The 26,933-nt window shown below is 34.8% G+C and carries 23 protein-coding genes, 4 tRNA genes and 1 pseudogene; 18 read left to right on the top strand and 10 right to left on the bottom strand.

What is annotated here, in order from left to right; all coding sequences use genetic code 11:
* Positions 1 to 172: 172 nt before the first annotated feature.
* From cydC to trxB, 3 genes are read right to left on the bottom strand one after another with little or no spacing between them, the layout of a single operon-like run.
* The gene (cydC, locus tag A9G23_RS01620) at positions 173 to 1,804 is read right to left on the bottom strand and encodes a heme ABC transporter ATP-binding protein/permease CydC (RefSeq protein ID WP_065585959.1); all 1,632 of its coding nucleotides are present in this window, start codon (positions 1,802 to 1,804) and stop codon (positions 173 to 175) included.
* Positions 1,798 to 3,513: a heme ABC transporter permease/ATP-binding protein CydD gene (gene cydD / locus A9G23_RS01615; protein ID WP_065585958.1), complete on the bottom strand. Its 1,716-nt coding sequence runs from the start codon at positions 3,511 to 3,513 to the stop codon at positions 1,798 to 1,800. The genes cydC and cydD overlap by 7 nt, the downstream gene beginning before the upstream one ends.
* A gap of 15 nt (positions 3,514 to 3,528) precedes the next feature.
* On the bottom strand, positions 3,529 to 4,482 hold the full coding sequence (gene trxB / locus A9G23_RS01610; protein WP_065585957.1) for a thioredoxin-disulfide reductase: 954 nt from the start codon (positions 4,480 to 4,482) through the stop codon (positions 3,529 to 3,531).
* Between the two features lie 355 nt (positions 4,483 to 4,837).
* On the opposite strand from trxB, the gene A9G23_RS01605 reads away from it, so the two are divergent.
* Complete coding sequence (locus A9G23_RS01605) at positions 4,838 to 5,023, top strand: hypothetical protein (protein ID WP_065585956.1); 186 nt, start codon at positions 4,838 to 4,840, stop codon at positions 5,021 to 5,023.
* Positions 5,024 to 5,097: 74 nt separating this feature from the next.
* On the opposite strand, the gene A9G23_RS01600 is transcribed toward A9G23_RS01605, so the two are convergent.
* Together A9G23_RS01600 and A9G23_RS01595 are read right to left on the bottom strand one after the other, a co-directional pair.
* On the bottom strand, positions 5,098 to 5,760 hold the full coding sequence (locus A9G23_RS01600) for an NAD(P)H-dependent oxidoreductase (protein WP_065586030.1): 663 nt from the start codon (positions 5,758 to 5,760) through the stop codon (positions 5,098 to 5,100).
* Positions 5,761 to 5,768: 8 nt separating this feature from the next.
* Positions 5,769 to 7,031 (bottom strand): AmpG family muropeptide MFS transporter, encoded by a 1,263-nt coding sequence (locus A9G23_RS01595; protein WP_065585955.1) that lies wholly within the window; start codon positions 7,029 to 7,031, stop codon positions 5,769 to 5,771.
* A gap of 300 nt (positions 7,032 to 7,331) precedes the next feature.
* Between A9G23_RS01595 and A9G23_RS01590 the strand changes: the two genes are divergently transcribed.
* On the top strand, positions 7,332 to 8,321 hold the full coding sequence (locus A9G23_RS01590; RefSeq protein WP_065586029.1) for a 2-hydroxyacid dehydrogenase: 990 nt from the start codon (positions 7,332 to 7,334) through the stop codon (positions 8,319 to 8,321).
* Between the two features lie 54 nt (positions 8,322 to 8,375).
* A complete protein-coding gene (mltB, locus tag A9G23_RS01585) occupies positions 8,376 to 9,449 on the top strand; it encodes a lytic murein transglycosylase B (RefSeq protein ID WP_065585954.1) in 1,074 nt (357 codons plus the stop codon).
* 253 nt (positions 9,450 to 9,702) lie between these two features.
* Here the strand turns inward: mltB and A9G23_RS11430 are convergent, their stop codons facing one another.
* Positions 9,703 to 9,840: a hypothetical protein gene (locus A9G23_RS11430; RefSeq protein WP_176700199.1), complete on the bottom strand. Its 138-nt coding sequence runs from the start codon at positions 9,838 to 9,840 to the stop codon at positions 9,703 to 9,705.
* Between the two features lie 300 nt (positions 9,841 to 10,140).
* Between A9G23_RS11430 and A9G23_RS01575 the strand changes: the two genes are divergently transcribed.
* The 4 genes from A9G23_RS01575 to A9G23_RS01560 all read left to right on the top strand — a co-directional run bounded on the left by A9G23_RS01575 (position 10,141) and on the right by A9G23_RS01560 (position 15,115).
* Entirely contained in the window at positions 10,141 to 10,560 is a 420-nt protein-coding gene (locus tag A9G23_RS01575; RefSeq protein ID WP_065585952.1) for an OsmC family protein, read from the top strand.
* Between the two features lie 110 nt (positions 10,561 to 10,670).
* The gene (locus A9G23_RS01570) at positions 10,671 to 12,020 is read left to right on the top strand and encodes an APC family permease (protein ID WP_065586028.1); all 1,350 of its coding nucleotides are present in this window, start codon (positions 10,671 to 10,673) and stop codon (positions 12,018 to 12,020) included.
* Positions 12,021 to 12,355: 335 nt separating this feature from the next.
* Positions 12,356 to 12,709, top strand: a complete 354-nt coding sequence (locus A9G23_RS11615) for a LysE family transporter (protein ID WP_218059464.1) — start codon at positions 12,356 to 12,358, stop codon at positions 12,707 to 12,709.
* Between the two features lie 450 nt (positions 12,710 to 13,159).
* Complete coding sequence (locus A9G23_RS01560; protein ID WP_065585951.1) at positions 13,160 to 15,115, top strand: glycoside hydrolase family 3 protein; 1,956 nt, start codon at positions 13,160 to 13,162, stop codon at positions 15,113 to 15,115.
* A 196-nt stretch (positions 15,116 to 15,311) separates the two neighbouring features.
* On the opposite strand, the gene A9G23_RS01555 is transcribed toward A9G23_RS01560, so the two are convergent.
* The 3 genes from A9G23_RS01555 to A9G23_RS01545 form a co-directional block, all read right to left on the bottom strand.
* Positions 15,312 to 15,387: transfer RNA gene (locus A9G23_RS01555), tRNA-Lys, on the bottom strand.
* Between the two features lie 9 nt (positions 15,388 to 15,396).
* Positions 15,397 to 15,472 (bottom strand) — tRNA-Val (locus tag A9G23_RS01550).
* A 35-nt stretch (positions 15,473 to 15,507) separates the two neighbouring features.
* Positions 15,508 to 15,583, bottom strand: a tRNA-Val gene (locus tag A9G23_RS01545).
* A gap of 203 nt (positions 15,584 to 15,786) precedes the next feature.
* On the opposite strand from A9G23_RS01545, the gene A9G23_RS01540 reads away from it, so the two are divergent.
* The 6 genes from A9G23_RS01540 to tusA all read left to right on the top strand — a co-directional run bounded on the left by A9G23_RS01540 (position 15,787) and on the right by tusA (position 20,080).
* Positions 15,787 to 16,734 (top strand): PilN domain-containing protein, encoded by a 948-nt coding sequence (locus tag A9G23_RS01540; RefSeq protein ID WP_065585950.1) that lies wholly within the window; start codon positions 15,787 to 15,789, stop codon positions 16,732 to 16,734.
* Positions 16,727 to 17,200: a hypothetical protein gene (locus A9G23_RS01535; RefSeq protein WP_065585949.1), complete on the top strand. Its 474-nt coding sequence runs from the start codon at positions 16,727 to 16,729 to the stop codon at positions 17,198 to 17,200. Before A9G23_RS01540 ends, A9G23_RS01535 begins: the two co-directional genes overlap by 8 nt.
* 62 nt (positions 17,201 to 17,262) lie before the next feature.
* Positions 17,263 to 17,568, top strand: coding sequence for a hypothetical protein (locus A9G23_RS01530; RefSeq protein ID WP_065585948.1), 306 nt, complete (start codon positions 17,263 to 17,265; stop codon positions 17,566 to 17,568).
* Entirely contained in the window at positions 17,561 to 18,898 is a 1,338-nt protein-coding gene (locus A9G23_RS01525; RefSeq protein WP_176700200.1) for a secretin N-terminal domain-containing protein, read from the top strand. The genes A9G23_RS01530 and A9G23_RS01525 overlap by 8 nt, the downstream gene beginning before the upstream one ends.
* Before the next feature lie 121 nt (positions 18,899 to 19,019).
* On the top strand, positions 19,020 to 19,826 hold the full coding sequence (locus A9G23_RS01520) for a Cof-type HAD-IIB family hydrolase (protein ID WP_065585947.1): 807 nt from the start codon (positions 19,020 to 19,022) through the stop codon (positions 19,824 to 19,826).
* 17 nt (positions 19,827 to 19,843) lie between these two features.
* Positions 19,844 to 20,080 carry a sulfurtransferase TusA gene (gene tusA / locus A9G23_RS01515; RefSeq protein WP_065585946.1) on the top strand — a complete coding sequence of 79 codons (237 nt, stop codon included), beginning with the start codon at positions 19,844 to 19,846 and terminating at the stop codon, positions 20,078 to 20,080.
* 46 nt (positions 20,081 to 20,126) lie between these two features.
* Here tusA and A9G23_RS11800 read toward each other — a convergent pair whose 3' ends face one another.
* Positions 20,127 to 20,531 (bottom strand): protein YgfX, encoded by a 405-nt coding sequence (locus tag A9G23_RS11800; RefSeq protein WP_065585945.1) that lies wholly within the window; start codon positions 20,529 to 20,531, stop codon positions 20,127 to 20,129.
* 267 nt (positions 20,532 to 20,798) lie between these two features.
* Between A9G23_RS11800 and A9G23_RS01505 the strand changes: the two genes are divergently transcribed.
* The 5 genes and pseudogenes from A9G23_RS01505 to A9G23_RS11605 all read left to right on the top strand — a co-directional run bounded on the left by A9G23_RS01505 (position 20,799) and on the right by A9G23_RS11605 (position 26,670).
* Positions 20,799 to 23,336, top strand: a complete 2,538-nt coding sequence (locus A9G23_RS01505; protein WP_065586026.1) for a PBP1A family penicillin-binding protein — start codon at positions 20,799 to 20,801, stop codon at positions 23,334 to 23,336.
* A gap of 13 nt (positions 23,337 to 23,349) precedes the next feature.
* Entirely contained in the window at positions 23,350 to 23,913 is a 564-nt protein-coding gene (gene rsmD / locus A9G23_RS01500) for a 16S rRNA (guanine(966)-N(2))-methyltransferase RsmD (RefSeq protein ID WP_065585944.1), read from the top strand.
* Positions 23,913 to 24,170, top strand: a complete 258-nt coding sequence (locus A9G23_RS01495) for a DUF1145 domain-containing protein (RefSeq protein WP_065585943.1) — start codon at positions 23,913 to 23,915, stop codon at positions 24,168 to 24,170. The genes rsmD and A9G23_RS01495 overlap by 1 nt, the downstream gene beginning before the upstream one ends.
* Before the next feature lie 71 nt (positions 24,171 to 24,241).
* Positions 24,242 to 24,317: transfer RNA gene (locus A9G23_RS01490), tRNA-Gly, on the top strand.
* A gap of 1,469 nt (positions 24,318 to 25,786) precedes the next feature.
* Positions 25,787 to 26,670, top strand: a pseudogene (locus A9G23_RS11605) (LysR family transcriptional regulator).
* Positions 26,671 to 26,933 lie beyond the last annotated feature (263 nt).

Raw genomic sequence — 26,933 nt, 5'->3', positions numbered from 1 at the left:
CAATATAGGGGTATTAGTTTAAATACATCGACTTATTTATAAAATAAATATTAATCAATCATCATAAATTTTATATATCTGCAAGTCAAAGATAGTGTACAATAGTTTAAAAAGAGTCCAATACATAAATCTAATTTGCAAAGTTTGAATAGTACTCAATACACATCATTTATCAAAACGAAATAACTCGATCAAACAATGGATTATCTGTCAATCGATGCGTAACCATGATTAGTGTTTTATTTTTGCATGTTTGTTTGATCAATCGGATAATTTGTTGTTCTGTTTGTTGATCAAGGCTTTCTGTGGGTTCATCCATTAAAATTAACGGTGAATTATGCAGCAATGCCCTTGCTATGCCGATTCGGCGAATTTCACCGCCCGATAAAGCGCGACCACCTTGTCCAATCAGCAAATCTAAACCTTGTTCGGTAGTGAGTAATTTGTCGAGTTCAACTTGGTGTAATACGTCGATTAACTGTTGCTCGGTAGCTTGTTGATTGCCTATTAGCAAGTTTTGTCTTAAAGTGTCACTAAAAATAGTGATCACTTGAGGCACCATGGCGACAGTTTGTCGTAGTGTTTTTTCATCAAGTTGATTAAGATCAATACCGTTGATATAGATATGACCTGAGTTAGGTTCCCATGTACGATTAACCAGACTTAATAAGGTCGATTTACCACAACCTGTTTTACCAACCACACCAATATGTTCACCTTGTTCAACCGTCAACGAAAAATCCGTTAACACCGCAAAGGGTTGTTTGGGATAGCTGAAATTAATTTGTTCAAATTGCAATTTTGCCGAACTTAAATCTATTGCTTTGCCTTTAGCAACAAATTGGATATCGGGTATTTGGTTAAAAATAGCTGTTGTACGTGTGGCAGAAGTGAGTACTTGCCCTAAAAAGATAAATGCACCAGGAATTGGCATGAGTATTTCGGCACTTGCAAGACTAACAAATACAAATAAAGCCACTAAAGGGGATAAGGTGTATTGGGTAATTAGCCACAGAACCAGTAACGTTAAAAAACCAGCAATAAGCAAGATCAATGCACTTGATAGCGCCATTAATGTCGATTGCCGTTGTTGATTATAGAGCCAGTTTGATTCAAGCTCATCAAGTTTCGCGCGATAGCGTGGTTGTGCATTAAATAGGATAAGTTCAGCTTGTCCTTGCAGGTAATTAATTAATAATAATCGGTATTCACTTTGTTGTTTAGCCAGTGTTTTACCTAGCTGTTTTCCGGCTTGATAAAAGATAACAGGTACCACAAGTAAGGTGGTTGTAAGGATAATGGTAATGATTAACGCAATGGGTAAGTTTATGCTTGCTAACCCTATAAACAAAACGCCAATGGTAACTAATGCGGTTACAATGGGCGAAAAGAGTTTTAGGTATAAGTGATCAAGTGCATCAATATCGACAATAAAGCGATTAAGCAAGTCTGCTCGTTGGTAATGAGCTAATTGATGGGTACTTAGTGGTAAAATTTTACGAAAAGCAAGTGTTCTTAAATAAGCCAAGATTTTAAAAGTGGTATTGTGATCAACCAAACGCTCCATATAACGTGAAGCGGTTCGAGTAATGGCCGCCGCTCGTACACCTGCCGCAGGCAACATATAATTAAATGTATATAAACCAGCAACGCCAACAAAAGCGGTAGAGGCTAAAAACCATCCTGATAAAGATAGCAAAAATACGCTAGCAAGTAGCGTTAGAATTGATAGCGATAAGCCAAATAAAATTTGCCAAAAATAGTGTTTATAAAGGGCTATATAGGGGCGCAATATGGCTAGCATAAATTCTCCTTGATATCACAATGTAGTTTGCCATTAGCCAATTGCCAGATCTGTGTAAAATCTTGCATATCATCTGTTTGATGAGTAATAGTGATGCTATTGGGCGCTATATGTTGCTTGTCCAAATTTTGTACGGTTTGTTTATCTAAGCTGGCAGTTGGTTCATCAAGAATCAGTAATTGGCAAGGTTTAAGCATTGCTCTTGCTAAAGCGATCCGCTGTGCTTGCCCAACGGACAAACGTACCGCATCTTCACCAACTTGGTTTTCAATACCCTGTGGTAATTTTGCAATGACATCGGTTAATTGGGTTTTGGTTATCACTTCATCAAGTTCTTTTTCAGTGGCATTTTGCTTGCCGAGTAAAATATTATCGCGAATAGAACTATTTAACAGATAAGGATTTTGTCCAATCCAGCTAACGTGTTGTTGCCAATCATTAATATCTAATTGAGTAAATTCAATACCATTAATTTTTAGTGAGCCTTGATAAGGTAAAAAGCCAAGTAGTACTTGTGTTAACGAGGTTTTACCTTCGCCACTTGTACCTATTAAAGCCAATTTAAACGGTGCTTGCAGGCTAAATGATAGCGGACCAACGATCGGTTGTTGTTCGCTAGATAAAACAATTAAGTTATTGGCTTCAATGGTTTTTAATGGTTCAGTCAATTTGATGTTTGCCGTATTAGCGTTAGTTGGTTCTTGCGGTAATTTTTTACTTAAAAACGTTTCGATATTATCAGCCGCGGCGACTGCTTCGGCTTTGGCATGATAGTAAGTGCCTAAATCGCGTAAAGGTTGAAAGTACTCAGGGGCTAAGATTAGTGCAAAAAAACCTGCAAATAGGGTAACGGTGCCATTGTATGAGCCAAAATTAAATTCGCCTAAATACGAAAAGCCAAAATAAACCGCGACAATGGCGATCGAAATAGAAGTAAAAAACTCTAATACTGCGGAAGATAAAAATGCGACTTTTAGGACTTGCATGGTTTTGATTCGAAAATCCTCAGACGCGCGGGCGATTTCGTTGGTCTGTTTTTCGCCTTGGTTAAATAGTCGAATGGTATTAAGCCCCTTTAAACGATCTAAAAAGTGACCGCTTAAGTAAGCGAGTGCTTTAAAATGACGGCGGTTAATATCAGCAGCCCCCATCCCCACTAAAATCATAAAGATAGGAATCAGAGGTGCCGTGCAAAGCAAAATTGTAGCTGCAGCCCAGTTAAATGGGAAGATTGCAATACAGATTAAAAGCGGTGCCATGCTTGCCAAGCGCATTTGGGGTAGATAACGGGCAAAAAAGTCATGCAATTTATCAACTTGTTCAATGAGCAACGTGCTCCAAGCGCCGATCGTACTTTGATTTAGATAAGCAGGCCCATGTAGCTCAAGTTGATCAATTACTTGCTGTCGAATTTGCTGTCGAACTTTTTTGCCTATAGTAAAGTTGATCTTTTCGCGTAGATAGATTAAACCCGCTCGAGCGAGTAGTACCACAATTAATGCGCCAAAAAAGGGTAAAATATCCACAAAATGTTGTTGTTCAATAATGATTCGTTGCAAAATTATTGCAAGTAATCCCGCTTGGATAATGATTAATACCGTTAAAATAAAGCCAGTTAAAATTGAAGCTCGCAAATTAGTTTTATGCCTTTTTGCATGCTGTTTTAACCAGCCAAGTAGATAGGTCTGGCGTTTTTTATCTAATGACATAAAGATTTTTACTGCTTATTTTAAGTTATCCAAATAGTGTTCAGCATCTAAAGCCGCCATACAGCCCGTACCTGCTGATGTGATTGCTTGACGATAGATATGATCCATTACATCACCAGCAGCAAAAATCCCCTCGACACTGGTTTGAGTAGCGTTGCCCTGCGTACCTGATTGTACTTTGATATAACCACCGTTGAGTTCAAGCTGACCTTCAAATATGGCGGTGTTTGGCTTGTGGCCAATTGCGATAAATACGCCTAAAACTGATAATTGTTCGGTTATATTGGGATCTTGTGTGCTACGGATCCTAACACCAGTCACGCCCATATTATCGCCTAATACTTCGTCAATAATGCGATGCGTATGTAAGATAACTTTGCCTTCCTTGATTTTTTGGTCCAAGCGATCCATCAATATTTTTTCAGCTCTAAAGCTATCTCGACGGTGAATTAAATGGACTTCGCTAGCGATATTGGCTAAATACAGCGTTTCTTCAACCGCAGTATTGCCGCCACCCACTACGGCAACTTTTTGGTTACGATAAAAAAAACCATCACAGGTTGCACAAGCAGATACACCTTTGCTTTTGAATGCTTCTTCTGACGGTAAACCAAGGTATTGTGCTGATGCGCCAGTTGCAATAATAAGGGCATCACAACTATATTCAGTCTCACTACCAAAAAGTTTATAAGGCTTAGAACTAAAATCAACACGATCGATCTGATCTAAAATAATTTCAGTATTAAATCTTTCGGCATGTTCTTTCATTTTGACCATTAATTCTGGTCCCGTTAAATCAGGTGCACCAGCTGGCCAGTTTTCAAGCTCTGTGGTTGTTGTCAGTTGTCCACCTTGTTGCATTCCGGTAATTAACACGGGCGAAAGGTTAGCGCGTGCGGCATAAACAGCTGCGGTATAACCTGCTGGACCAGAACCGAGTATTAATAAACGTGCATGTTTGGTTTTCATTTTAAATCCTTACTTATTTTTAATTTTGGCAACTTTAGACAAAACTCGCGCAATTTATGGTAGATAAGTCTAACATCATCAATCTTTATCGTGCAAAAAAATTGGTTATTGTAGCGATAGGTAATGACAATAGGCTTTATTAACGTTAAATAATTAGGTTGTCTGTTCCTTTTCGGTTCTTTTAAAATTAGTTGTGTTTTTTAAAACGATATTTGTTTTTGTTTTTTATTTTTAGTGTTTAAAATATGCGCTTTCCTTATTCTTAAACCTTTAATCTTAAATTCTTTTTCATTATCAGATAATTTATTTTAGATTATCGGTTTATTTGACATCCTAACAAAACGGGGGAGATGCTATGAATAATCCTTCAAAAGAAAGTGTAGAAGCAGTACTTACAAAAATTAATTGGGCTCAAGAGATTTTAAATTCGGTACAACAAAATGTCAGCGATCCTCAGATTGGTAATATTTTATCTGGAATTGCTTTTATTATGGACTCAGCTTCGGCTGACGCCGAAGCGCTCTATCAATCAATTGAATAATGATTGTGCCTGTTTTTTTATCTACCTTCATGCGCCGCGTGTGGCGATTGAAGGTAGCAAGTTGCTATATCTGTTTAGTGATTATCAGTAAGATACGTCGTTAAATCAGCAAGTGGCCAACGAATATGCGCTGCTGGTTCATTGATTCGATAACCAAAAGCTAAACAAAGCCCTATCCCAAATGATTCTTCACCAATTTGTGGAATATGTTTTTCTAGCATTTTTATCACTTTATCGTGGTCGAACCCACCAATAGCACATGAATCAATACCGCGAAATGCCGCAGCAGTCATCATATTGGCACAAGCGATGTAATCTTGCATTTCTGACCAGTGGTTGATCGTTAAGCCATCAGCAAGCCCTTGCTCGCAAAAATTGATAAATGCTTGGCAGGCAATATCAATAGATGTTTGATTATTTGGATCGGGTAAAGTGCGCGCAATTGTACGTCGTAAATAATCGCTCTGTAATGTAAAATTATTCGCTTTTCGATAAAGCACAATCACAAAATGTGAACAGCTGGTGACTTGTTCTTGGTTGTAGCAAACATTACGCAATTCTGCTTTTATTTTGCTACTATCAACAACCACAAAATGCCATGGCTCCATGCCAAATGATGAGGGAGATTGTCGACCAGCTTCCAAAATATATTCAATATCATCATTATTAATTTTTTTTGTATCATCAAATTTTTTACATGCATGTCTAAAGTTGAATGCTTGGGTTAACTTATCCATATTTTCTCCTAAGATTTGATATTCCATGGGGCCACTTTTAATAATAATAGCATACCGGGAAAGGCAAGAATAAAACATAGCCAAAAAAAGTTTGTCCAGCCAAAGTATTCAACCATAAAACCGGTAGATGAATTAATTAATGTTCTTGGGATAGATGCAATACTAGTAAATAAAGCAAATTGGGTCGCGGTATAAAGTGGATTGGTTGTTTTAGCAATAAACGCAACAAACGCGGCTGAACCAAGACCAACGCCAAGTGATTCAAAGCCAATCACTGTGGCTAATAAAGTTTTTTGGGAAGTTCCTATTGTAGCGAACGGACCTTCTATAGAGAGCCAAGCAAAACCTAGAATTGAAATAACTTGTATAATGCCAAAAATCCATAGTGCGCGGTTTATGCCTATTTTAATCATTAAAACTCCACCCATTAATGCACCAAATACACTTGGCCATAATGATGCATTTTTAGCAATCCAACCTATGTCAGGCCGGCTATAGCCCATTTGTAAATAAAAAGGAGTGGCTAAGGATGTAGCCATACTATCGCCTAATTTATATAAAAATATAAATGCTAAAATCGATATGGCTGTTTTAAGTCCATTTCGAGTAATAAATTCACTAAATGGTTTAATAATAATATCTTCAAAATCATGTTTTTTTGATGTTGGACTAATAGGCTCTTTTACTAACAACGTCATGATGATAGCGGGTAGCATAAATAGTGCGGTAATGATGAAAACACTATTCCATGGTAGAGAGTTTGATAAGATCAGTGATAATGAACCTGGTACTAAACCTGCAATCCGATAAGCATTAGTATGAATACTGTTACCAAGACCTAATTCTTGATCAAGTAACAGTTCTCGTCTAAAAGCATCAAGTGCAACATCCTGAGTCGCTGAAAACAGGGCAATAATAAAGGAAATAATTGCGATTAGCCAGATGTCTAACGATGGAGAAAAAAATCCCAATATTGCGATTGAAAAGATAAGCACAATTTGAGAACCAAGCATCCAGCCACGTCGCCTTCCTAAATTAAATAATGAAAAACCATCCATAAAGGGTGACCAGATAAATTTCAAGATATAGGGAATTTGCGTTAATGAAAAAATACCAATCGTTTTGATATTTATGCCTTCACTTTCCAACCAAGCTGGTAATAGTTGTAATAATAAATAAAAGGGTAGCCCAGAAGCGAAGCCAGTAAAAATGCAGATTAGCATCTTAGTGGTAAAAATCGTTTTTAAAAGTGAATTTTTCGCATTATTCATTATTTAACTTTATTGTTAGTTTTTAGCAAAGTGTTATCATAGCACACAACATATTAAAAAATAATTCTACAAGCCAATATAAATCGTTTATCGATAGTCATGTTTTCAACATAAAAAATTATGCGCAATAACATTTTGGAAGCTAAAGATTCATTATTTTAGTCAGATCTTGTAAAAAAGTTTCAGGAAACAATGTGTTTCAGTATAAAAGTGTTTTAGTATAAAAATTAATTAATGCCAATAACCAGCCAAAAATTTAACCAATACTATTAATAGGGGTGTATTAACATGAAAAACTCAATCAAAGTTGCTGTCTTTAGCAGTAAGCATTACGATAAAGAACATTTAGAAATTGCCAATAAAAAATTTGGTTTTGATATTGAATATTATGAACATAAGCTGAGTCATAAAACAGTTGTTACGGCCCAAGGATATCATGCGGTTTGTGTATTTGTTAATGATGAAGTAGATAAAAAAGTACTACAAAAATTAGCTAGCTATGGCATTAAAATTTTGGCACTTCGCTGTGCTGGATTTGACAATGTTGATTTAGCCGAGGCTGAAAAATTGGGTATTGCGGTGGTTCGTGTGCCTGCTTATTCGCCAGAAGCAGTAGCAGAACATGCGGTGGCTTTAATGATGACGCTAAATAGAAGAACACATAAAGCCTATCAGCGTACTCGTGACGCTAACTTTTCATTGGATGGATTAACGGGGGTTAACATGCACAATCGTACCGCTGGCGTTATTGGTACGGGCAAAATTGGTCAAGCCGTTATTCGTATATTGAAAGGTTTTGGTATGCATATCCTTGCTTACGATCCTTATCCGAATGATACTGTGGTTGAGTTAGGGGCTCAATATGTTGAGTTAGATGAATTATATGCAAAATCAGATGTGATTACGCTACATTGTCCAATGACACCCGAAAATTATCACTTAATGAATAAAGAGTCTTTCCAAAAGATGAAAAACGGTGTGATGATTATTAATACCAGCCGTGGAGCATTGCTTGACGCAACAGCGGCTATTGATGCATTAAAGCAAACAAAAATTGGTGCTTTAGGGATGGATGTTTATGAAAACGAACGTGATCTATTTTTTGAAGACAAATCTAATGATGTCATTTTAGATGACGTATTCCGCCGTTTATCTTCTTGCCATAATGTTATTTTTACTGGTCATCAGGCCTTTTTGACACAAGAAGCATTGTTGAATATCTCTGATACCACTTTAAACAATATTAGACAAGTTTCGGAAGGTAAGCTGTGTCCAAATATTGTTAAATAACAAGAAATATCTTATGATGTTGCCAATTTTTAATTACTAAAGATATGGATTTGTATGCAGCGTATTATCATACTTATTAATATAATTTTATTGCTTGCAGCTTGTAGTAATGGTAGATTTTCAACATCCCCTATGAAAGAACACCGTGGGCATGCAAATGTTGTGGGCGGTGTCTATCTCGAAAAAGATCACAATCAATCTAAAATCGCTAGCGCTCCGTTAGCCATAGCTAAAGAAAAATTTATCGATAGAATGGTTAGTAAGCATGGTTTTAATCGCCAACAGCTTCGTAATGTGCTTGCACAAACCAATAAACTTGATTGGGTAATTAATTTAATGGATAAACAAGCACCAAAAGCTAGCCCTTCAACGGGACCAAATGGTGCTTGGATTCGATATAAAAATAAATTTATTACTGCAAGTAATCTTCCTCGAGGTGTTGATTTTTGGAACCAATACCAAAAAGAATTACAGCGTGCTTATAATGAATATGGTGTGCCACCTGAAATTATTGTCGGTATTCTTGGAGTCGAAACTGGCTGGGGTAGGATGATGGGGAAAACTAAAGTCATTGATGCATTGTCAACATTGGCTTTTGACTATCCAAGGCGAGCACAATATTTCTCTAATGAGTTAGAAGATTTTTTAGTTATGTGTCGAGATGAAGGTGTGGATCCGTTTGATTTAAGTGGATCGTTTGCTGGTGCAATGGGATATGGTCAATTTATGCCGTCTGCGTTTAGACGTCATGCTGTTGATTTTAACCATGATGGTCAGATTGATTTATGGGATCCGGTGGATGCTATTGGTAGTGTGGCTAACTATTTTAAGTCACATGGTTGGCAACGCGGTAAAAAAGTGGCAGTAATGGCTGATGGTCAAGCACCATCACTTGATACTGGTTTTAGCACTAAGTACTCAATAAAATCACTTACGAAAGCTGGATTAAAACCCCAAAGTTCATTAGATGGATATACTCAAGTGAGCTTATTGCGTCTTGATATGGGCGATCGTTACCAATTTTGGTATGGATTACCAAACTTTTATACGATCACCCGTTATAACCATAGCACGCATTATGCAATGGCTGTTTGGCAATTAGGAATGGCGGTCAAAGAGGCAAGATAGTCATTGATATTTGATATCAAAATTTATAAGGTCACTTTTGTGACCTTTTTTATATCCAATAATGTTTAAGACATGATTAACTTGATTACGAGCAATAATAAAAATAGACCAAAAAATCTGATTAATTTTTTAATTGATAATTTCTGTGCAATTTGTACGCCCACTTTGGCCATGGGGGTACTTGCTAGCATAATTACTAAGGCTGCAGGTAAATAAATAAAACCTAAACTGTTGCAATAGCTATATGATGAACTCAAGGATTACCTAGATTAAAGTAATTTAAGATAAAAATTAAAGAAGGCACTATTAATGCGCCACCAACGCCAAAAATACCGGCTAATAATCCTGCATCAGCTCCAATACTACGAAAGATAACAAACTCAAAAATCATATTCAATCTTTAAGGTGGTGGTAAAGCGAATCACTTGTCTATTTGTTCGTTAAGTGAAAGTTAAGAGTAGATAATTGATTTTAATTATATTTACAAAGATGTTTGTTGCAAATAAGTTGGTTATTCTACCTGAGCTATTTACAATAACCCAATGAATCTATTCGCAAATAAATCAAAATTATTATCAAGTTTGATCAAAAATTAATAGGTGAAAAGATGATAGAATGCTTAAAAAAGCTTATGTTATTGCGTAAATTATAACGAATGAAAAGTTTAAAGATAAATTAAAAGGAGCGAATAATGAAAGATCGTTTAAAGTGGATTGATGATTTTGGTTTTTTAGGCGAAACAGCAAGTGGACATTCATTAGTGATGGATGGTGGTATTGAACATGGCGGTCGCAATCGTGGCGCTCGTCCTATGGAACTTTTGTTACATGGTGCAGCAGGTTGTATGGCTTACGATATTATCGCTATTTTAAAAAATAATAAAAAAGATGTTCGCGATCTTTGGATAGAGATTGATAAAACTCAAGCCGAATCTTCTCCTAAAGTTTATACATCAATTAATTTTCATATAGTGATTACTGGTATTAATGTAGATAGCGAGGCAGTTGAAAGAGCAGTGAAACTTGCTTCAGAAAAATATTGTAGTGCCTCTATCATGTTAGGTAAGACCGCAAAAATGTCGTATACCTATGAGGTGAGAGAGCATCATTAAACATCTTCTTATAACAAATAATTATAACTTAATAACAAGCTGATCTTAGTGTGTTTTTTAGTAATCATTTAACATTCTACTTTATTGATGATTATGATACGAAAACAATTATGCAACAGTTAAGTAAAAATATGCGGTTCTGGGATTTAGTTATTCTGGGATTGCTTTTTATTGGTCCAGCAGCACCTATAGGATTATTTGGCGTTTTAGATGCGATAAGTGATGGTGCAGTTGCTTTAGTTTATATAGTTGCCACTTTGGTGATGTCATTTACTGCATTTTCTTATGCTAGAATGGCAACTGCTTTACCGCATGCGGGCGCCGTTTACGCTTATTGCTCTATTGGTATCCATCCTAATGCTGGATTTTTAGTAGGCTGGTTGTTATTACTTGATTATATGTTTATTCCTGCTGTTGCTTATTTATTTAGTGGCATATCGTTCAATGCATTGATCCCCGAAGTGCCAATATGGGTATGGACTTGTGTAGCTGTTATGTTAACTACCACGCTGAATTTAATGGGTGCCAAAAAATCGGCCAAAATCACGTTGATCATACTAATATTTGAAATTATTGTCCTGCTTGCTGTGTTAGCTACTGGTATGTGGATAATAATAACCAGTGAGAGTAGCAAAGATTGGTTGCAACCTTTTGTTGGGGGAAATTTATTCAGTTGGGGTAAACTATTTAATGCGGTGTCTATTGCTGTACTATCTTATTTGGGATTTGATGCTATTGCGACTTTTTCTGAAGAAAATAGTGGCCATCATAATTTAGTCAGTAAAGCGATTATGAGCTGTTTAATTTTAGCCGGTTGTTTATTTGTGGTACAAATTTATGTTGGAGCTTTACTTAATCCTTATAGCTCAGACTATTTGCGTAGTCATCCCGAACTACAAGGTAAAGCTTACTATAATATTGTCAATCAAGAAATTAATTTATGGTTAGGATGGGCACTAAGTTTAATGAAAGCTATTGGTGCATCATTTGCTGCAATGGTTGGACAAGCCGCAGCAAGTCGCCTTTTATTTAGCATGGGGCGTGATAAGCGTTTACCTCCAGTTTTTGCTAAAGTGGGTGAAAAAAGCGGTGTGCCAACAATGGCTATTTTATTTGCTGCTTTATTTAATTTATGTTTAGTAGTTATTGCTGCGAATAATGCAAAAGGGTTACCAACGTTAGTGTCATTTGTTGATATTGGCGCATTAACGGCATTTATTATGTTACATTTATCTGTAATCGGCTATTTTAAACTCAAAAAAGGCTCTAAAGGCTGGCTTTCTTGGTTTTTAGATATCTTTATGCCTATTATCGGTATTGTGGTGCTATTACCCGTATTACTACATATTGATAATGATGCTAAAATTGTCGGTATTATTTGGCTAGCAATTGGTGTGATTATTCTCTATTTAAACAACAATCGAACCCAATTACTGTGGCTAGAAAAAAATGAACGATAATAGCTTAAATACGTTTGTTATAAGCATATGGTATCATGATTATATAATAAATTTTCCCATTCTTAAGTGTTATAACAAGTGTTATCAGAAATATTACGTGGCGCTTTAATTTCAGCCAGTCTAATTATTGCTATTGGTGCTCAAGCAAGGGTTATTAAAAAATCATATCTTTTATGTCTCGGCAATTTATTTTATCTGTGATTTTGCTTTGATGTCCGTTGGTATTTTGGGGGTAGGTACCTTTATTGGTAGCAATCCTTTAATTACTAATATACTTGCGCTACTAGGGGGCGGCTTTTTTAGTTTGGTATGGCTTTTGTGCGTTTAAAAGTGCAATTAAAGGCACACGTAGTATGCAAATCAAATCTCAAGTTCCTAATAATAACAGCTTATTAAAAGTTATACTAGCAACTTTGGCAATCACACTGCTCAATCCTCATGTCTATTTAGATACTGTTGTTATTGTGGGTGGGATTGCTGGAACGTTAACCAGTGAACAAAAACTTGCTTTTTTGATTGGCGCGGTTTGTGTTTCATTCATCTGGTTTTTTAGTATTGGTTATGGGGCAAGATTACTCACACCGCTATTTAGACAAAAAAGAATGTGGGTAATATTGGATTGCATTATTGGTACTGTAATGTTCTATATCGCTTACCGATTAGTTATTTATATAGTTTATAAAAATTAAGCTAATAGTTGTAAGCTAGCCATGCATATTACTGACAAAAAATATTTTATGTTTTGACTGATTTTTAGTTCTAGCTAAAGAATATAGTGTTAAAAAAATAATTAATTCATAATTGGTTATTAAATAACATATGGATTAAGAATGTGACTGTCATCACAATTACATCAACAAGTTAAATTATAGGATATCTTCTTTATCTTATTAATGTTAGTTTACATAGTATGAATTTGGATTGTTACTACATCGTCAATTGACGATATAGGCAAAACCTAAACAATTTGGTTAACAAAGTGTTTAGGTTTTTTTGTTTTATATAAAGGCAAAAAAGACGGGATATAAATTCGCTATAGCAAATTTCATAAGATGATTTGTTGCTGTGTATTCAAATCAGCTATTTTAAGAATTTAATATTAATAATAAATGTGTAATAGGTCACTTAAGGAGAAAAAGATGAGAAGTAAGATTTTAAAGATTGCGCTATTAATCAGTTCTGTTCTTACAATAAGCCCATTATTTGCCATTGACCAAGTCAAACTTGAAAGTCGTCAATTAAAAAAAATTATTGTTGATAACCTTGAATTTAAGGATATGGATAAAAATGGAAAACTAACTCCTTATGAGGATTGGCGTTTATCACCAGAACAACGTGCGCAGGATCTGCTTTCAAGAATGACATTAGAAGAAAAAGCTGGGTTGATGATGCATGGCAATGCACCGAGTTTAAATAATGAGATTGGGCGTGGAGACAAGTATGATTTCAAAAAACTGACCGCTTTAATTTTAAAAGATAAGGTTAATAGTTTTATTACACGTTTAGAAGTTAATCCTAAGGATTTTGCAAAACAAAATAATCAACTACAAAAAATAGCTGAATCTTCCCGTTTATCTATTCCATTGACGATAAGTGTTGATCCTAGAAATACATTTTATTATGGCAATGAATCAGGCATAAAAAGCGGTTTTAGCCAATGGCCAGGAACATTAGGAATGGCAGCTATTGGTCATGAAAAAGATATTAATGAATATGGTGATATCATTCGTCAAGAATATAGATCATTAGGAATAACCCAAGCATTATCACCAATGGCAGATTTGGGTACAGAACCTCGTTGGGCTCGCTTTGAAGGTACATTTGGTGAAAATCCTGAACTAAGTAAAAAGATGGTTAGAGGTTATATCTCAGGAATGCAAGGTAAAGATGGTTTAAATTCACAAAGTGTGGCCGCCGTTGTTAAACATTGGGTGGGTTATGGCGCAGCCGAAAATGGTTTTGATAGTCATAGTGCTTATGGTAAATATGCACTTTTTACAAAAAAAGACAGTTTGAAAGAACATATTATTCCATTTACTGGCGCTTTTGAGGCAAATGTTGCCGGTGTCATGCCGACTTATTCTATATTGAAAAATGCTCAAATAAATAATCATAAACTTGATGCTGTTGGTGGTGGATTTAATTCGTTTTTATTAAAAGATTTATTACGTGACACCTATAAATTTAAAGGTGTTATCATGAGTGATTGGAATATTACGAGTGATTGTAATGAAGTTTGTGTCAATGGCACGCCTTCAGGTGTTAAACCCAAAGTAGAAGGCATGCCATGGGGAGTTGAAGATCTGACCAAAGAGCAACGTTTTATTAAAGCTATTCAAGCAGGAATTCAACAATTTGGAGGTGTTAGTGATAGCTCAATTATTGTAACAGCTGTTAAAAACAAAAAAATTGCTGAAAAAGACATCGATAACGCAGTGTTGGCTATCTTGATTCAAAAGTTTTCTTTAGGTCAATTTGAAACACCGTATGTTGATCCAAGTAAAACAAATCTTGTCGGTAACAAAGATTTTCAAAAAGTGGCAAATCAAGCTCAATATAATTCTTTAGTATTACTTGAAAATACACAAAACACATTACCATTAAATCCTAATAACAAAATCTATTTACATGGTTTTTTATCAGATGCTAAAAATCTTTTAAAGCACAAAGCTAATATTGTTGATGATTTAGACCAAGCTAATGTTGTTGTAGTTCGAATAAATGCGCCTTATGAACAAAACCATAAAGGTTACTTTTTTGGCTTAGAACAGCATGAGGGATCATTGGCATTTCCGCCTAACGACAAAGATATTGAATTTATTGCTCAAGCAAGTAAAACGCATCGTGTTGTTGTTACCGTTTATTTGGATAGACCAGCAGTTCTTGCCCCTATAAAACAATATGCTAGTGCGATTATTGCTAATTTTGGGGTAAATGATAATGTATTATTTGATAGATTATTTGATAACAAACCTTATTTGGCTAAAATGCCATTTTCATTACCCGATTCAATGGATAGTGTAAAAAAACAAGCGTCTGATTTGTCAAACGATGTAAAAGCAATATACCTACAAGGTTATGGTTTAATAGATTAATTGTAAGTATTGGTATCAAAAAATGGTGGTCGTGAGGTTGATTATTCAGTACATTGTGTGCCTCACCCCCTTTGGGGATAACCTAACGTGTCGTTCAAATTTGTTCCAGACAAATTTTTTAAACGACTGGTGTACTCACCATGTTTTTCGTTAAATAAATTTTGATTTGGTTTATTTGAAGTTTACTAAAGATAAATGGTGGGTCGTGAGCGATTCGAACGCTCGACCAACGGATTAAAAGTCCGCTGCTCTACCGACTGAGCTAACGACCCATCTGGAGATGGTGGGTGATACCGGGTTCGAACCAGTGACCCCCTCCTTGTAAGGGAGGTGCTCTCCCAACTGAGCTAATCACCCCAAGTGTTCCATTGCTAAAACGTCACGGTAAAGATTGGTGGGTGATACCGGGTTCGAACCAGTGACCCCCTCCTTGTAAGGGAGGTGCTCTCCCAACTGAGCTAATCACCCTTACCGTGTGGATGTGCATTATAAGGCACGTCTTATTTCAGTCAACCTTTTTTTTTAAATTTTTCTAAAATCCGTCTTGTTCGGTTTAAATTTAAACATTTTTTGGATGATAGTTCACAAAAATAACGTTTATTTATTTTCATTGAGTAAAGGATGATTATGATTAAGGGATGCTGTCATCAGAATCAAGAAGATAATCCATCATGTTTTTTAATAAAAATCGTGCCATTATTTATGTAGAGCCTACAATTTTACGCTATAGAATCATAAGCAACGTTAAGCAAAACACTACATTATCCACTAACGAAGATTTGATTATCTTTAAATATCAAAATGCGTCCGAATTAGAAGTTTTTATTGATGAGTTATGTAAAAAAATTTCTGGTCGTACTGTATTTGAAGTTAATTTGGATATTAATTTGCTTCAAATGCAACAATTAACCTTACCTGATGTAAAGCTAAATTTTAGTGAATTGATTTTATATGTTGAAGCAAACATTTATAAATTATTTCAAGTGTCAGCTAAAAGTGTGTTTTTTGATTTTGTTTATTCAAATGATCAAACAAAACAAATCACGGTGATGACAGTTGAACGCCATTATATTGAAAATTGGATTAATCTTTTTAAAAAGTATGAACGACTATTAACATTTGTGGGTTGTCAATTTGAAAATACAACAGTTAATTTTTTACCTTGGCGGCAAGAAAAGCAAGCCAAGCATCAACGACAACTGATAGGTGTGGTTACTGGTTTTATTGGCATAGTTAGCTATTTGCTCTGTTATCTGTGGATACAGGCACGAAATGATCTACAAAACTATGATGAAAAATTACTACACCAACAAGGGATAGCACAAAAGTTAACTGAAGAATTAACAAATTATTTACCTAATCCATCATTAAGCCAAAAACAAATTCAGCAATCTTTATTATTGCTTTCAAAGCAATTACCTTCAGTAATTTGGCTTGAATCATTTTATTATCAACCACAAAAAGTAAGAATCGAAGGGCAAAGTTTTAGTTATGTTGAGCTGACTAATTTTAATCAAAGTTTATTAACACTAAAAAATATAAGTCATAGCCAAGTAAAAACTATCTCGTCCAATGAAAATAATCTATTTTTTGAAATGGAAATAAAGCTTAATGAATAATAATTTTTTTTACCGCCCAGTTTGGCAACAATATACGATTTGTATTTTATGTTGCTTAGTACTTTTTGTTATTGTTTATATTATTTTTATTAAAGATGTCCAGCAGCAAGCTGCGCTAAAGCTCCAGTTATATCAGCTAAAAATTACTGAAACTGAAGTGCTACAGGCAAAAGTAAATCGCTATCAGGCAAGTAAAAATACTTTATATAGTTTGATATCAGAAAAAGAACTAGCACAGACGATCGAGCAAAATCATCTGGCATTAAATTCCTTTAAACATTATCAAACAGACAATATGGTTAATTGGGATATTGAATTAGAGGGGCAGTTTTTTGATTTTATGACTTTAATTGCATCATTAACGGATGATTTTTATTATCTTGATTTTCAAAATCTAAAAATCAGCAAGCAAGATCAGCAGTTGCAGATCATATTTACTTTATTGTTTAAAAAGGGCATAGAGTGAAGTATTGTTTATATAGTTGCATCAGCCTACTGGCTATTAGCTGTTCTGACCTAAAGGCTGATATGTCTTTAGAGCGAAATCCTTTTCAACAAAATCACTCAGTTTCTTGTAGTGAGCAAACGGCGTTACTACTTGAACAAATTCAAGTTTGGCATTTTAGGGGGCTGATGAAACAAATTGATCAAAATTATCAACAGATTTGGTTAGTATCCGACAATCAATGGCTAGCAATAACCGATGATAAAGTACCGAATGTTTTGTTTCCTTGGTATGTACAATCTTTACTAAACGATAAAATTAAATGGCAAGCAGATTTACCTGATTATTGCCATAATAATGTGTCATGGACAATGCCCATCAATGAATAATAACAATAGCACCAATCAAACGTATCATTGGTTCAATCAATGTATTAGCAGAATAACTAAAATTAAAATAAGTTTGTTAGTTGTAATAGCCTTTATAGCCGTAACAATTGGCATAAATACTGTTCATGCAAATCTGAATCAACCAGTAAATGTTGATCAACAAAAAAATATCTCAATGACATTTTATCAAACGGATATTGCAATTATCTTGCAGGCGTTAGCCGATAATAAGCAAATGAATTTGATTATGTCAGAAGATTTACCAATGAAACAGACTATCAAGCTTAATAATATTAATTGGCACAAAGCGCTAAAGATCATATTAGACTCAGCAAATTTACAAGCTGAAATTGACGATAATATTTTGTTCGTTTCTAAAGCGATAGATCCTGAATTTTTAATGCAAAAAAAACAGTTACAGCAAAAAGAAAAAGAATTAAAACAACCGCTTAATTCATTATCTATAGCAGTTAATCATGCTGACCCAACGACCTTAATCGAAACGATTCAACAACAAGAATTATTATCAGAACGGGGTAAGGTTGCATTTGATAAACGGACAAACTCACTTATAATTACTGATCTAGCTAAACAATTTACTAATATCGAAAAATTAATTAAAACACTTGATAAACCTATGCCTCAAGTGCATATTTCAGCGCATATTGTTACCATGAGTGATGAAAGTATGTCTGAAATGGGGATTAAATGGGGTTACTCCGGCAAATCATCGCAATTATTAGATAAGTTTAATGTAGGTCTTGGCACGAGTCATCCGACCGCAACAGTAGGTTTTAATTTAGCTAAACTATCAGGTAGTTTACTCAATTTAGAGTTATCTGCGCTCGAATCTGAAAATCAGCTTGAAATTATAGCCAGCCCCAATTTGCTCACATCTAATCAAAATATGGCTTCAATAAAACAAGGTACTGAAATTCCTTATGAGGTTTCGAGTAGTAATAATGGTGCCACATCTATTGAATTTAAGCCTGCTGTGTTGGGATTAGAAGTTACACCTAAAATACTATCAAATGATCGGATGATTTTAGATTTGTATATTACGCAAAATACGGCTGGTCGCTCAATAAAACGAAGCGATGGCGGTGAAGCGTTAGCTATTGATACTCAGGAAATTAAAACACAAGTTCAAATAAAAAATGGCGAAACAGTGGTATTAGGGGGTATCTTTCAAGAAGTTAATACTCATGGTCGAAGAAAATTCCCTGGTGCAGATGATATGCCAGTTATTGGAAATTTGTTTAAATACAACAGTAAAAGACAACAAAAACGCAAGTTAGTTATTTTTATTACACCACAATTGGTTGAGTAAATGCTAATGGAGTTGTATCATACATCAACTTGTTTTAGTCTTTGCTTGAATAAGTAATTATTGTTTTAATACAATATTATTTTAATCGTTATTATTACCATTTATTATAAAAGTTGAGAATATTATGTATGTTGTTGCTTCTGATTTAGACGGCACTTTATTAACTCCTGAACATAGCTTATCACCTTATACCAAACAAGTCCTTCAAGGACTACGTAAAAAAGGAATTCATTTTGTTTTTGCAACCGGCAGGCACCACATCGATGTCGCTCAGATGCGAGAAAATATGGAAATTGATGCTTTTATGATAACGGCAAATGGTGCTAGAGTACATGATAGCGAAGGTAATTTAGTCTTTAGCCAAAGCATTGAACCATCGCTTGCTAGAGAAATAGCTAAAATGAGTATGGAAGATCCTTTAGTTTATACTCATTTGTATCGTGGTGATGAGTGGTTAATTAACAAAGAAGATACATATTCATTAGAATTTTATCGAGACACGCAGTTTACTTATCAATTATTTAACCCACTTGATTTTGATACCAATAATATTGCTAAAATTTATTTTACTACCACAGATAATGCACTTTATCCACATTTAGTTCAGCTAAAAAATCGACTAGATGCAAAATTTGGTAATAAAATTAGTGTCGCTTTTTCTACTTTAAATTGCCTAGAAGTGATGGACGAAAAAGTGTCTAAAGGCAGTGCATTAAAAAAAGTGGTTGAAAAATTAGGTTACAGTTTAAAAGATTGTATCGCTTTTGGTGATGGCATGAACGATTACGAAATGCTAAAAGCCACAGGTAAAGGTTGTATAATGCAAAATGGTAGCTCAGAATTAAAAGCATTGTTACCAGAATTAGAGGTGATTGGATCAAATGCTGAAGATGCTGTGCCACACTACCTAAGTAAACTATTTTTATAATTATCAAATGTTTAAACATGAAAATAACTATCAACAAAGAACTCAATACGCTTGGTTTACGTTGCCCAGAACCCATTATGTTAATCAGAAAAACGATTCGGGAACTGGCTATTGGACAAGTTCTTTATGTGATTGCTGATGATTTAGCGACCACTCGTGATGTTCCTAGCTTTTGTCGCCATATGGATCACGAATTACTGTCATTGCAAATAGAATCTCAACCCTATCAGTATTGGATTAGAAAATCTCATTAGTTTAACAACTTTTTGACAAAAACTTTCAAGAACCTAGGTATTTGCGTTAAGTGAATTGAATTTGTTTTAAGTAAAAACGTAATGTTCGCCAGTCATTAGATTGCAAATTATCAATCATTAACAACAGCGTACAGCGTTTGCCATTATGTCGAGATTTTAAATTCAATATAACAATATAACGAAATATCAGCGGTTTATGCATTAAATACCAGCGTTGTTTGTGCCAATATATTTGATTGATATAGTGAAATAGTGCAAATTCGCCTTTAATGGTTTTGAAATAACAGGCACAACGCCACCATTCTATTATTAATAATATTATAATAATAAAGGTATAAGAATTTAAAGATGTGTTAGCAAACATGACTAGACAAAGCGTTATTAGCATGGAATAAAAAAGTGTTGAAATCAATAATTGCAGTTTTGATATGCTAAGTTTTATGCTCCACATAATACTTACTCTACTTAGTTAAAACAGAATTATTTCATGATTTTGTTAAAAATTGCTTAAAATAAAGAGAAAGATGGGAGATAATGCACACAATTTCAGTGTGTTTTAATAAATAAATGAACGATCAACCATTAGCATTTTCCTTTAATGTCAATGTGAAGATCCTTACCTGAAGGCAGCATTACTAAATTTGGCGCAGAGATGACTCTGGTGCCATTATTTTTGCCTTAAAAATTTAGATAGGAAAGATTCGTGATATTACTTAGAGTGTTAAAATTTCTTCTAAAATTTCTTCTAAAATTATTCATTGGCTTATTCCTTTGTGGCTTAATTATTGGTATTGCAGGTTATGCTTATTATTCGAAGGATCTTCCCGACGTTGCGTCTTTAAAAGATGTTCAATTACAAACACCAATGCAAGTATTAAGTAAAGACGGCGAGTTAATTGCTATTTTTGGTGAAAGGCGTCGAACACCACTAAAATATGACGAAATTCCCCCAATGGTGGTTAACGCAGTGATTGCAACTGAAGATGCTCGTTTTCATGAACATTTTGGTGTTGATCCAATAGGTATCGTACGAGCAATGTATGTTGGTTTAAAACAGAAAGGATTTTCTCAAGGCGGCAGTACAATCACTCAACAAGTTGCTAAGAACTTTTTCTTAACGCCTGAAAAAAGCATAACACGTAAAGTCAAAGAAATGATTTTGGCTACTCGTATGGAAAAAGAGTTATCCAAAGAAGAAATCATGGCACTGTATCTTAACATGATTAACTTTGGCTCTAGAGCATATGGTGTTGCTGCTGCTGCTTATACTTTTTTGGGTAAAACACCAGATCAATTAACGGTTGATGAAGCAGCTTTATTAGCGGGCTTACCGAATGCACCATCTGCTTTTAATCCAATTTCTCATCCAAAACGTGCATTAACTAGACGTAACTGGGTATTAAGGCGAATGTTAGATCAATCCTATATCACTCAAGCTGAATATGATGCAGCGATTATAAAACCGCTTGGTGCGAGTTATCATTCACCTCAAATCGATTTTTCTGCTCCTTATGTCGCAGAGATGGCTCGGCAATTTATGTACAATAAATTTGGCGAGAATGCCTATACAGATGGCTATAAAGTCTATACGACTATCTCGAAAACGGATCAAATAGCAGCTAAAGAAGCTGTGCAAAAGCATATTATTGATTATGATATCAGACATGGTTATCGTGGTGCTGAAAAAGTATTATGGCAACCCAATGAAATGCCATGGGATCTTGAGAAGATCCAGCAAACTCTTGATAAATATATATGCTATAGTGGCATGTGCCCAGCTGTTGTTATGACATTTTCAGATAAAGAAGCGACAGCCGTGTTATCTGATAAAAGTAATATCACTATTTCATATCAAGACATGAAATGGGCTCGCCCTTTTATTAGTGACACAAAGCAAGGTGCGTACCCTAAAAAAGTGTCTGATACCCTCAAAGCTGGACAGCTAATTTGGGTTAAAAAGTCAGGTGATAATTGGGAATTAGCACAAATACCAGCGGTTAATGCTGCATTAGTCTCGCTTGATTCAGACAATGGTGCCATCAAAGCGATTGTCGGTGGTTATGATTTTAATTTAAGTAAGTTTAATAGAGCAACTCAAGCACTTCGACAATTAGGTTCGAGTATTAAACCATTCATTTATACTTCAACCTTAGAACAAGGCTTAACGATGGCAACACTGCTGAATGATGCACCCATCGTCCGTTCAACGGGGAGTGCAACTTGGCGCCCTAAAAACTCACCACCTACCTATGCAGGGCCATTACGTTTAAGAATTGGGTTAGGGATGTCTAAAAATGTCATGATGGTAAGAGCATTACGTGCAGTTGGTATAGATTATGCAGCGACTTATTTAGAGCGTTTTGGATTTCCCAAAGAAAATATTTCACATAACGAATCGTTAGCTTTAGGTTCGGCTTCGTTTACCCCATTGCAAGTAGCAAGAGCCTACTCGGTGATTACTAATGGGGGGTATTTAATTTCACCATATTTGATTGAAAAAATTGAGAACAATAATGGTAAAGGTATAATTTATCAGCATCAACCTTTGATTGCTTGTCACAATTGTACTAATGATGACGTGTTTACTGAATCAACACTTACATCATTTGATAATGTTGAAAAAGGATCAAATGAATCGGACAATGAAGAACCCGACCAAGCTAATCTAAAATCAGATAACAATTTAGTCTTACCTGATATCAACACCAATAAAAAAGTCACTGATGTCACGCCAAAATACGCACCACATACGATAAATAGTGGAATTGCATTTATTATGAAAGATGGTCTTCGATCTATTGTCTTTGGTGGTTCAGATTGGCAAGGTACGGCATGGCGTGTAAAAGCGTTGGGTAGAAAAGATGTCGGTGGTAAAACAGGGACTACTAACTCTTCAAAAGACGTTTGGTTTTCTGGATTTGGTGGCAATATTGTTACGACTGTTTGGATGGGTTTTGATGATCACCGCCGTGACTTAGGTCGAACTTACCGAGCCGAAGCAGGGGCTGTAACCGCAAATCCAATATGGGTTGATTATATGAAAGTTGCTCTACAAGATGTACCAGTAATAGAAGATGTAAAACCTGAAAATGTTATTTCTGTTACTATCGATCAAAAAACAGGGTTATTACCTCAGTCTGAATCTAGAACCATGTCAGAGTACTTTATAAAAGGTACCGAGCCAACGACTTATGCAACCCAAGAAGTGGGCACGAGAGTAATAGATTCAGAAGGCAACACTTCAGAGCTATTTTGATATAGGATTTAAAATGAATGGTTCAATAAGAATTATTGGCGGAAAATGGCGTGGGCGTAAACTGTCGGTACTTAATAAGCAAGGATTGCGCCCAACCACAGATCGTATTAAAGAAACCCTATATAACTGGTTAATGCCTGTTATACACGATAGCGATTGTTTGGATTGTTTTTCAGGTAGTGGATCATTAGGTTTTGAAGCCGCATCACGAGGCGCCCAAAGTGTTACCTTGCTTGAAAAAGATAAACAAGTTGCACAACTACTCAATAAAAATAAACAGCTTATTGCTAGCGATACAATCGATATTTATCATACCGACACTTTACATTGGCTAAACAAACCAGCTATAAAACAATTTGATATTGTATTCATCGACCCACCATTTCATCAAGCATTGGTGGCAAAAACGGTTAGTGAGCTTGAGAATAATAACTGGCTAAAACCGTCAGCTTATATTTATATTGAAACAGAAATAGATCATGAATTAACAACTTATATTCCAACTCACTGGCATTTGCACCGCGAAAAAACAGCTGGACAAGTTCATAGTTATCTATTTATACGAGAAGGCAATTAATGTTCATATTTATAGGAAAAGTATTATATTCATTGATATGGTTATTTTTGGTATTTAACCTTATCCATCCTTACCCACGACCTGCCAATGTGGTAGCTAATATCGGTTTAATTGCCTTTGCGGTTACTCATGGCTTACAAGCGTGGATATTAAACTCAACCATGACCAATCAAGAAAAGCAACAAAACAAATTTAAAGTATTACGTCTTTTTTTATTTGGTATTTTTGAAGCACTTAACTGGAAAGATAAAAAATAATAATAAAAATAGTTGCGAGATACAAAAAATTTTGTATAATGCTCTCCACTTCTTTCGAAGTGCCTCAATAAGCGGGAATAGCTCAGTTGGTAGAGCACGACCTTGCCAAGGTCGGGGTCGCGAGTTCGAACCTCGTTTCCCGCTCCAATTTAACATTCAATGTAATTCGTCAAAGCATAAATAAGTTAGACTTTACAATACGTTCGATGAATATATTCTCCTGTATAGAGTAGATTAATGCGTAATCATCTTAAAAAATTTAGTCCAGAAATTAGTCTAAAAAATATGTTATCGAGTTAACTTTTTTAAACAACTTGTCTAAATATTGGTTAGCAATCCTTTTTTATTCATGGTTCTGCTTTTTTTACAGGTATTGAGAAAGAAAAAGAAACATTAACATTGGTTGTAATAGATTTACATCTCGATGTTTGTGTACATATTCGTATTGTTGATGCTAATGATTATCAAAATAAATCATATTTAATTTCATCAGTTAAGAATCATAATTTTATTGGGGAATTATATATTGTGCCTATTTCTGTTATGCATCTGTATATCGTGATTTGTCTATTCCTCTAGTATGATAATTGATTAACTTGTTAGCTTACATGTGCTAAATATTCCATAAATTATCTAAATCATACTTTTTAGTATCTTCGTCTGAGACACATTCATTGATAAATGACATAAGTTACTCTTTAATTGAATTAAATGATTTTGAATTATTTTATATAAAAATGGTAGACAAAATTTTAAGTTAAATAGTTTTTTCGGAAATAACAAAAAACAGGTTATTGATTATCAGTAAATAATTTAATTAAGCGATTGCCATAAGCTTGCGTGGTAACAATCGCACAATAGACGATACTGATGGCATCTAAGACACACTATTCACACTCTTCTTGATTTATTTGGTATACACCACAACCAAGAACCGGTATTTTTATTCCATTGTTTAATGTGATATGTTGCATGGGTTCTCTCCTTTTTAGCCGATAACTATTTGATGTATGTTAAACATTAAAACTAATTTAAGATGGGTGGTAAAACCATCGAATTTTCCTTAGTTAACCAAATCTAAAATAGCAGTTGGCTTGATGGCTATAAATATCACTTATTTGCCAATCAATGGCATTTTGTACCTATTTTACTAAACCCGATTTTTTATGCTTCAAGACCTTGCTCAACTGTTGATAAACCAAAAATCTCTTCCAAATTAGGCGTTTTAGTTATTGCCTAGGTATGGTTTGCACTACATTTTTAGCCGTAGTTTCAAGTTGTCTTGCTAACTTAACGTAAACAATATCTTGTCCTTGTATCACCTTTTCTAATTGGATTAAGTCCTTAACATTGATTTGAATAATAACGACGCTTTCATTGGCTAATGATATTAATTCGTGGGTGTGGTGAGGGTACTATACAAATTTAACTTCATAATTTGTAACAAAACAGGAATCATGACTTTAGGTAAGCTCCCACTGGTGCTAAGTATAAGTATATTTTCAGTCAGTTTGCTTACTGAATAAAAATAACATTATTTTAAAGATGTCTTTTATTGAGATAAATGGAGGGGGGGTTATAGTGTAGTGAATTAAATTCACTAATAGCATGCGATTATGTATAACCTTAATGAATTAAATTACTTTATTACTTTGGCACAGACCAACAGTTTTGTAAAAGCAGGGCAGTTATTGGGAATTAGCTCATCGGCGCTTAGCCATAGTATGCGAAATCTAGAGACTCGTTTGAATTTGCGTTTATTTAATCGTAATACTCGGAATGTTTCATTGACCGAGGCGGGCGAACAATTATACCGAAAAAGTTCTCCTTTATTTGACTCGATTAATCACGAGGTGAATGAATTAAGTCATTTTACCAATACGCCTTCAGGGACGATCAGAATTAATGCTCCCAGTATATTGCGGTAGAACATATTATCTATCCGAAATTATGCGATTTTTTGCTTGGTTATGCGCTCATTAGAGTCGAAATTCAAGCCGATAATAGCTGGGCTGATATTGTTAAACAGAGCTTTGATATGGGTTGCCGGTTAGGTGATGATCTTGCTAAAGAGATGATCGCAGTTAAAATATCGCCTCCGCTAAAAATGGCTTTAATTGCTAGCCCTAAATATTTAATAGGAAAATCGATACCAAAACAAATCAAAGATTTAGATAAACATCGTTTAGTTGGAATGCGAATATCGGTTCAACATGGTACAGAATTACCATGGGAATTTACGCAGAAGGGAAAAATGATTAAATATCATTCGCAATCCCAATTTATAATTAATAATCAATTGTGTAAACAAGCGGCTTTAGATGGTTTAGATATCACTTGGATTGCTAGAGTAGATATTGAAAAGGAATTATCATCGGGAGGGTTAGTTGAATTATTGGCCGATTTTGCTATTACCTATGACTCTTTTTATCTTTATTACCCAAGTCGGAAAGGACATTCCAATGTTTTTAAATTAATTATCGATGAGTCAAAGTGTTAGCAATAATTTGGTAAATTTTAAAAAAAAGATTCGGGTTTGAATGTTTACCTTTGGTGCAAATTAGCGTTATTAAGTGTTAATTATTAATTTGTTATGGATAAATAATAAGCAATTAGAATTATTTTTAATTAGTTTGTTGCTAGGAAATAGTAATTATAAAGATATTCGATAATGAAAGTAGCACTATGGCATGATACTTGCATTACCTTGAAAAGTAGTAAAAAGTGCTAATACGGTTGTTGTATCAATAATTGAAAAACAAA

This window comes from Gilliamella sp. App4-10 (assembly GCF_001690495.1).
GTDB lineage: Bacteria > Pseudomonadota > Gammaproteobacteria > Enterobacterales > Orbaceae > Gilliamella > Gilliamella apicola_G.
The sequence above is the reverse complement of the archived record's forward strand: the minus strand, read 5'-3'. Positions and strand labels throughout refer to the sequence as shown.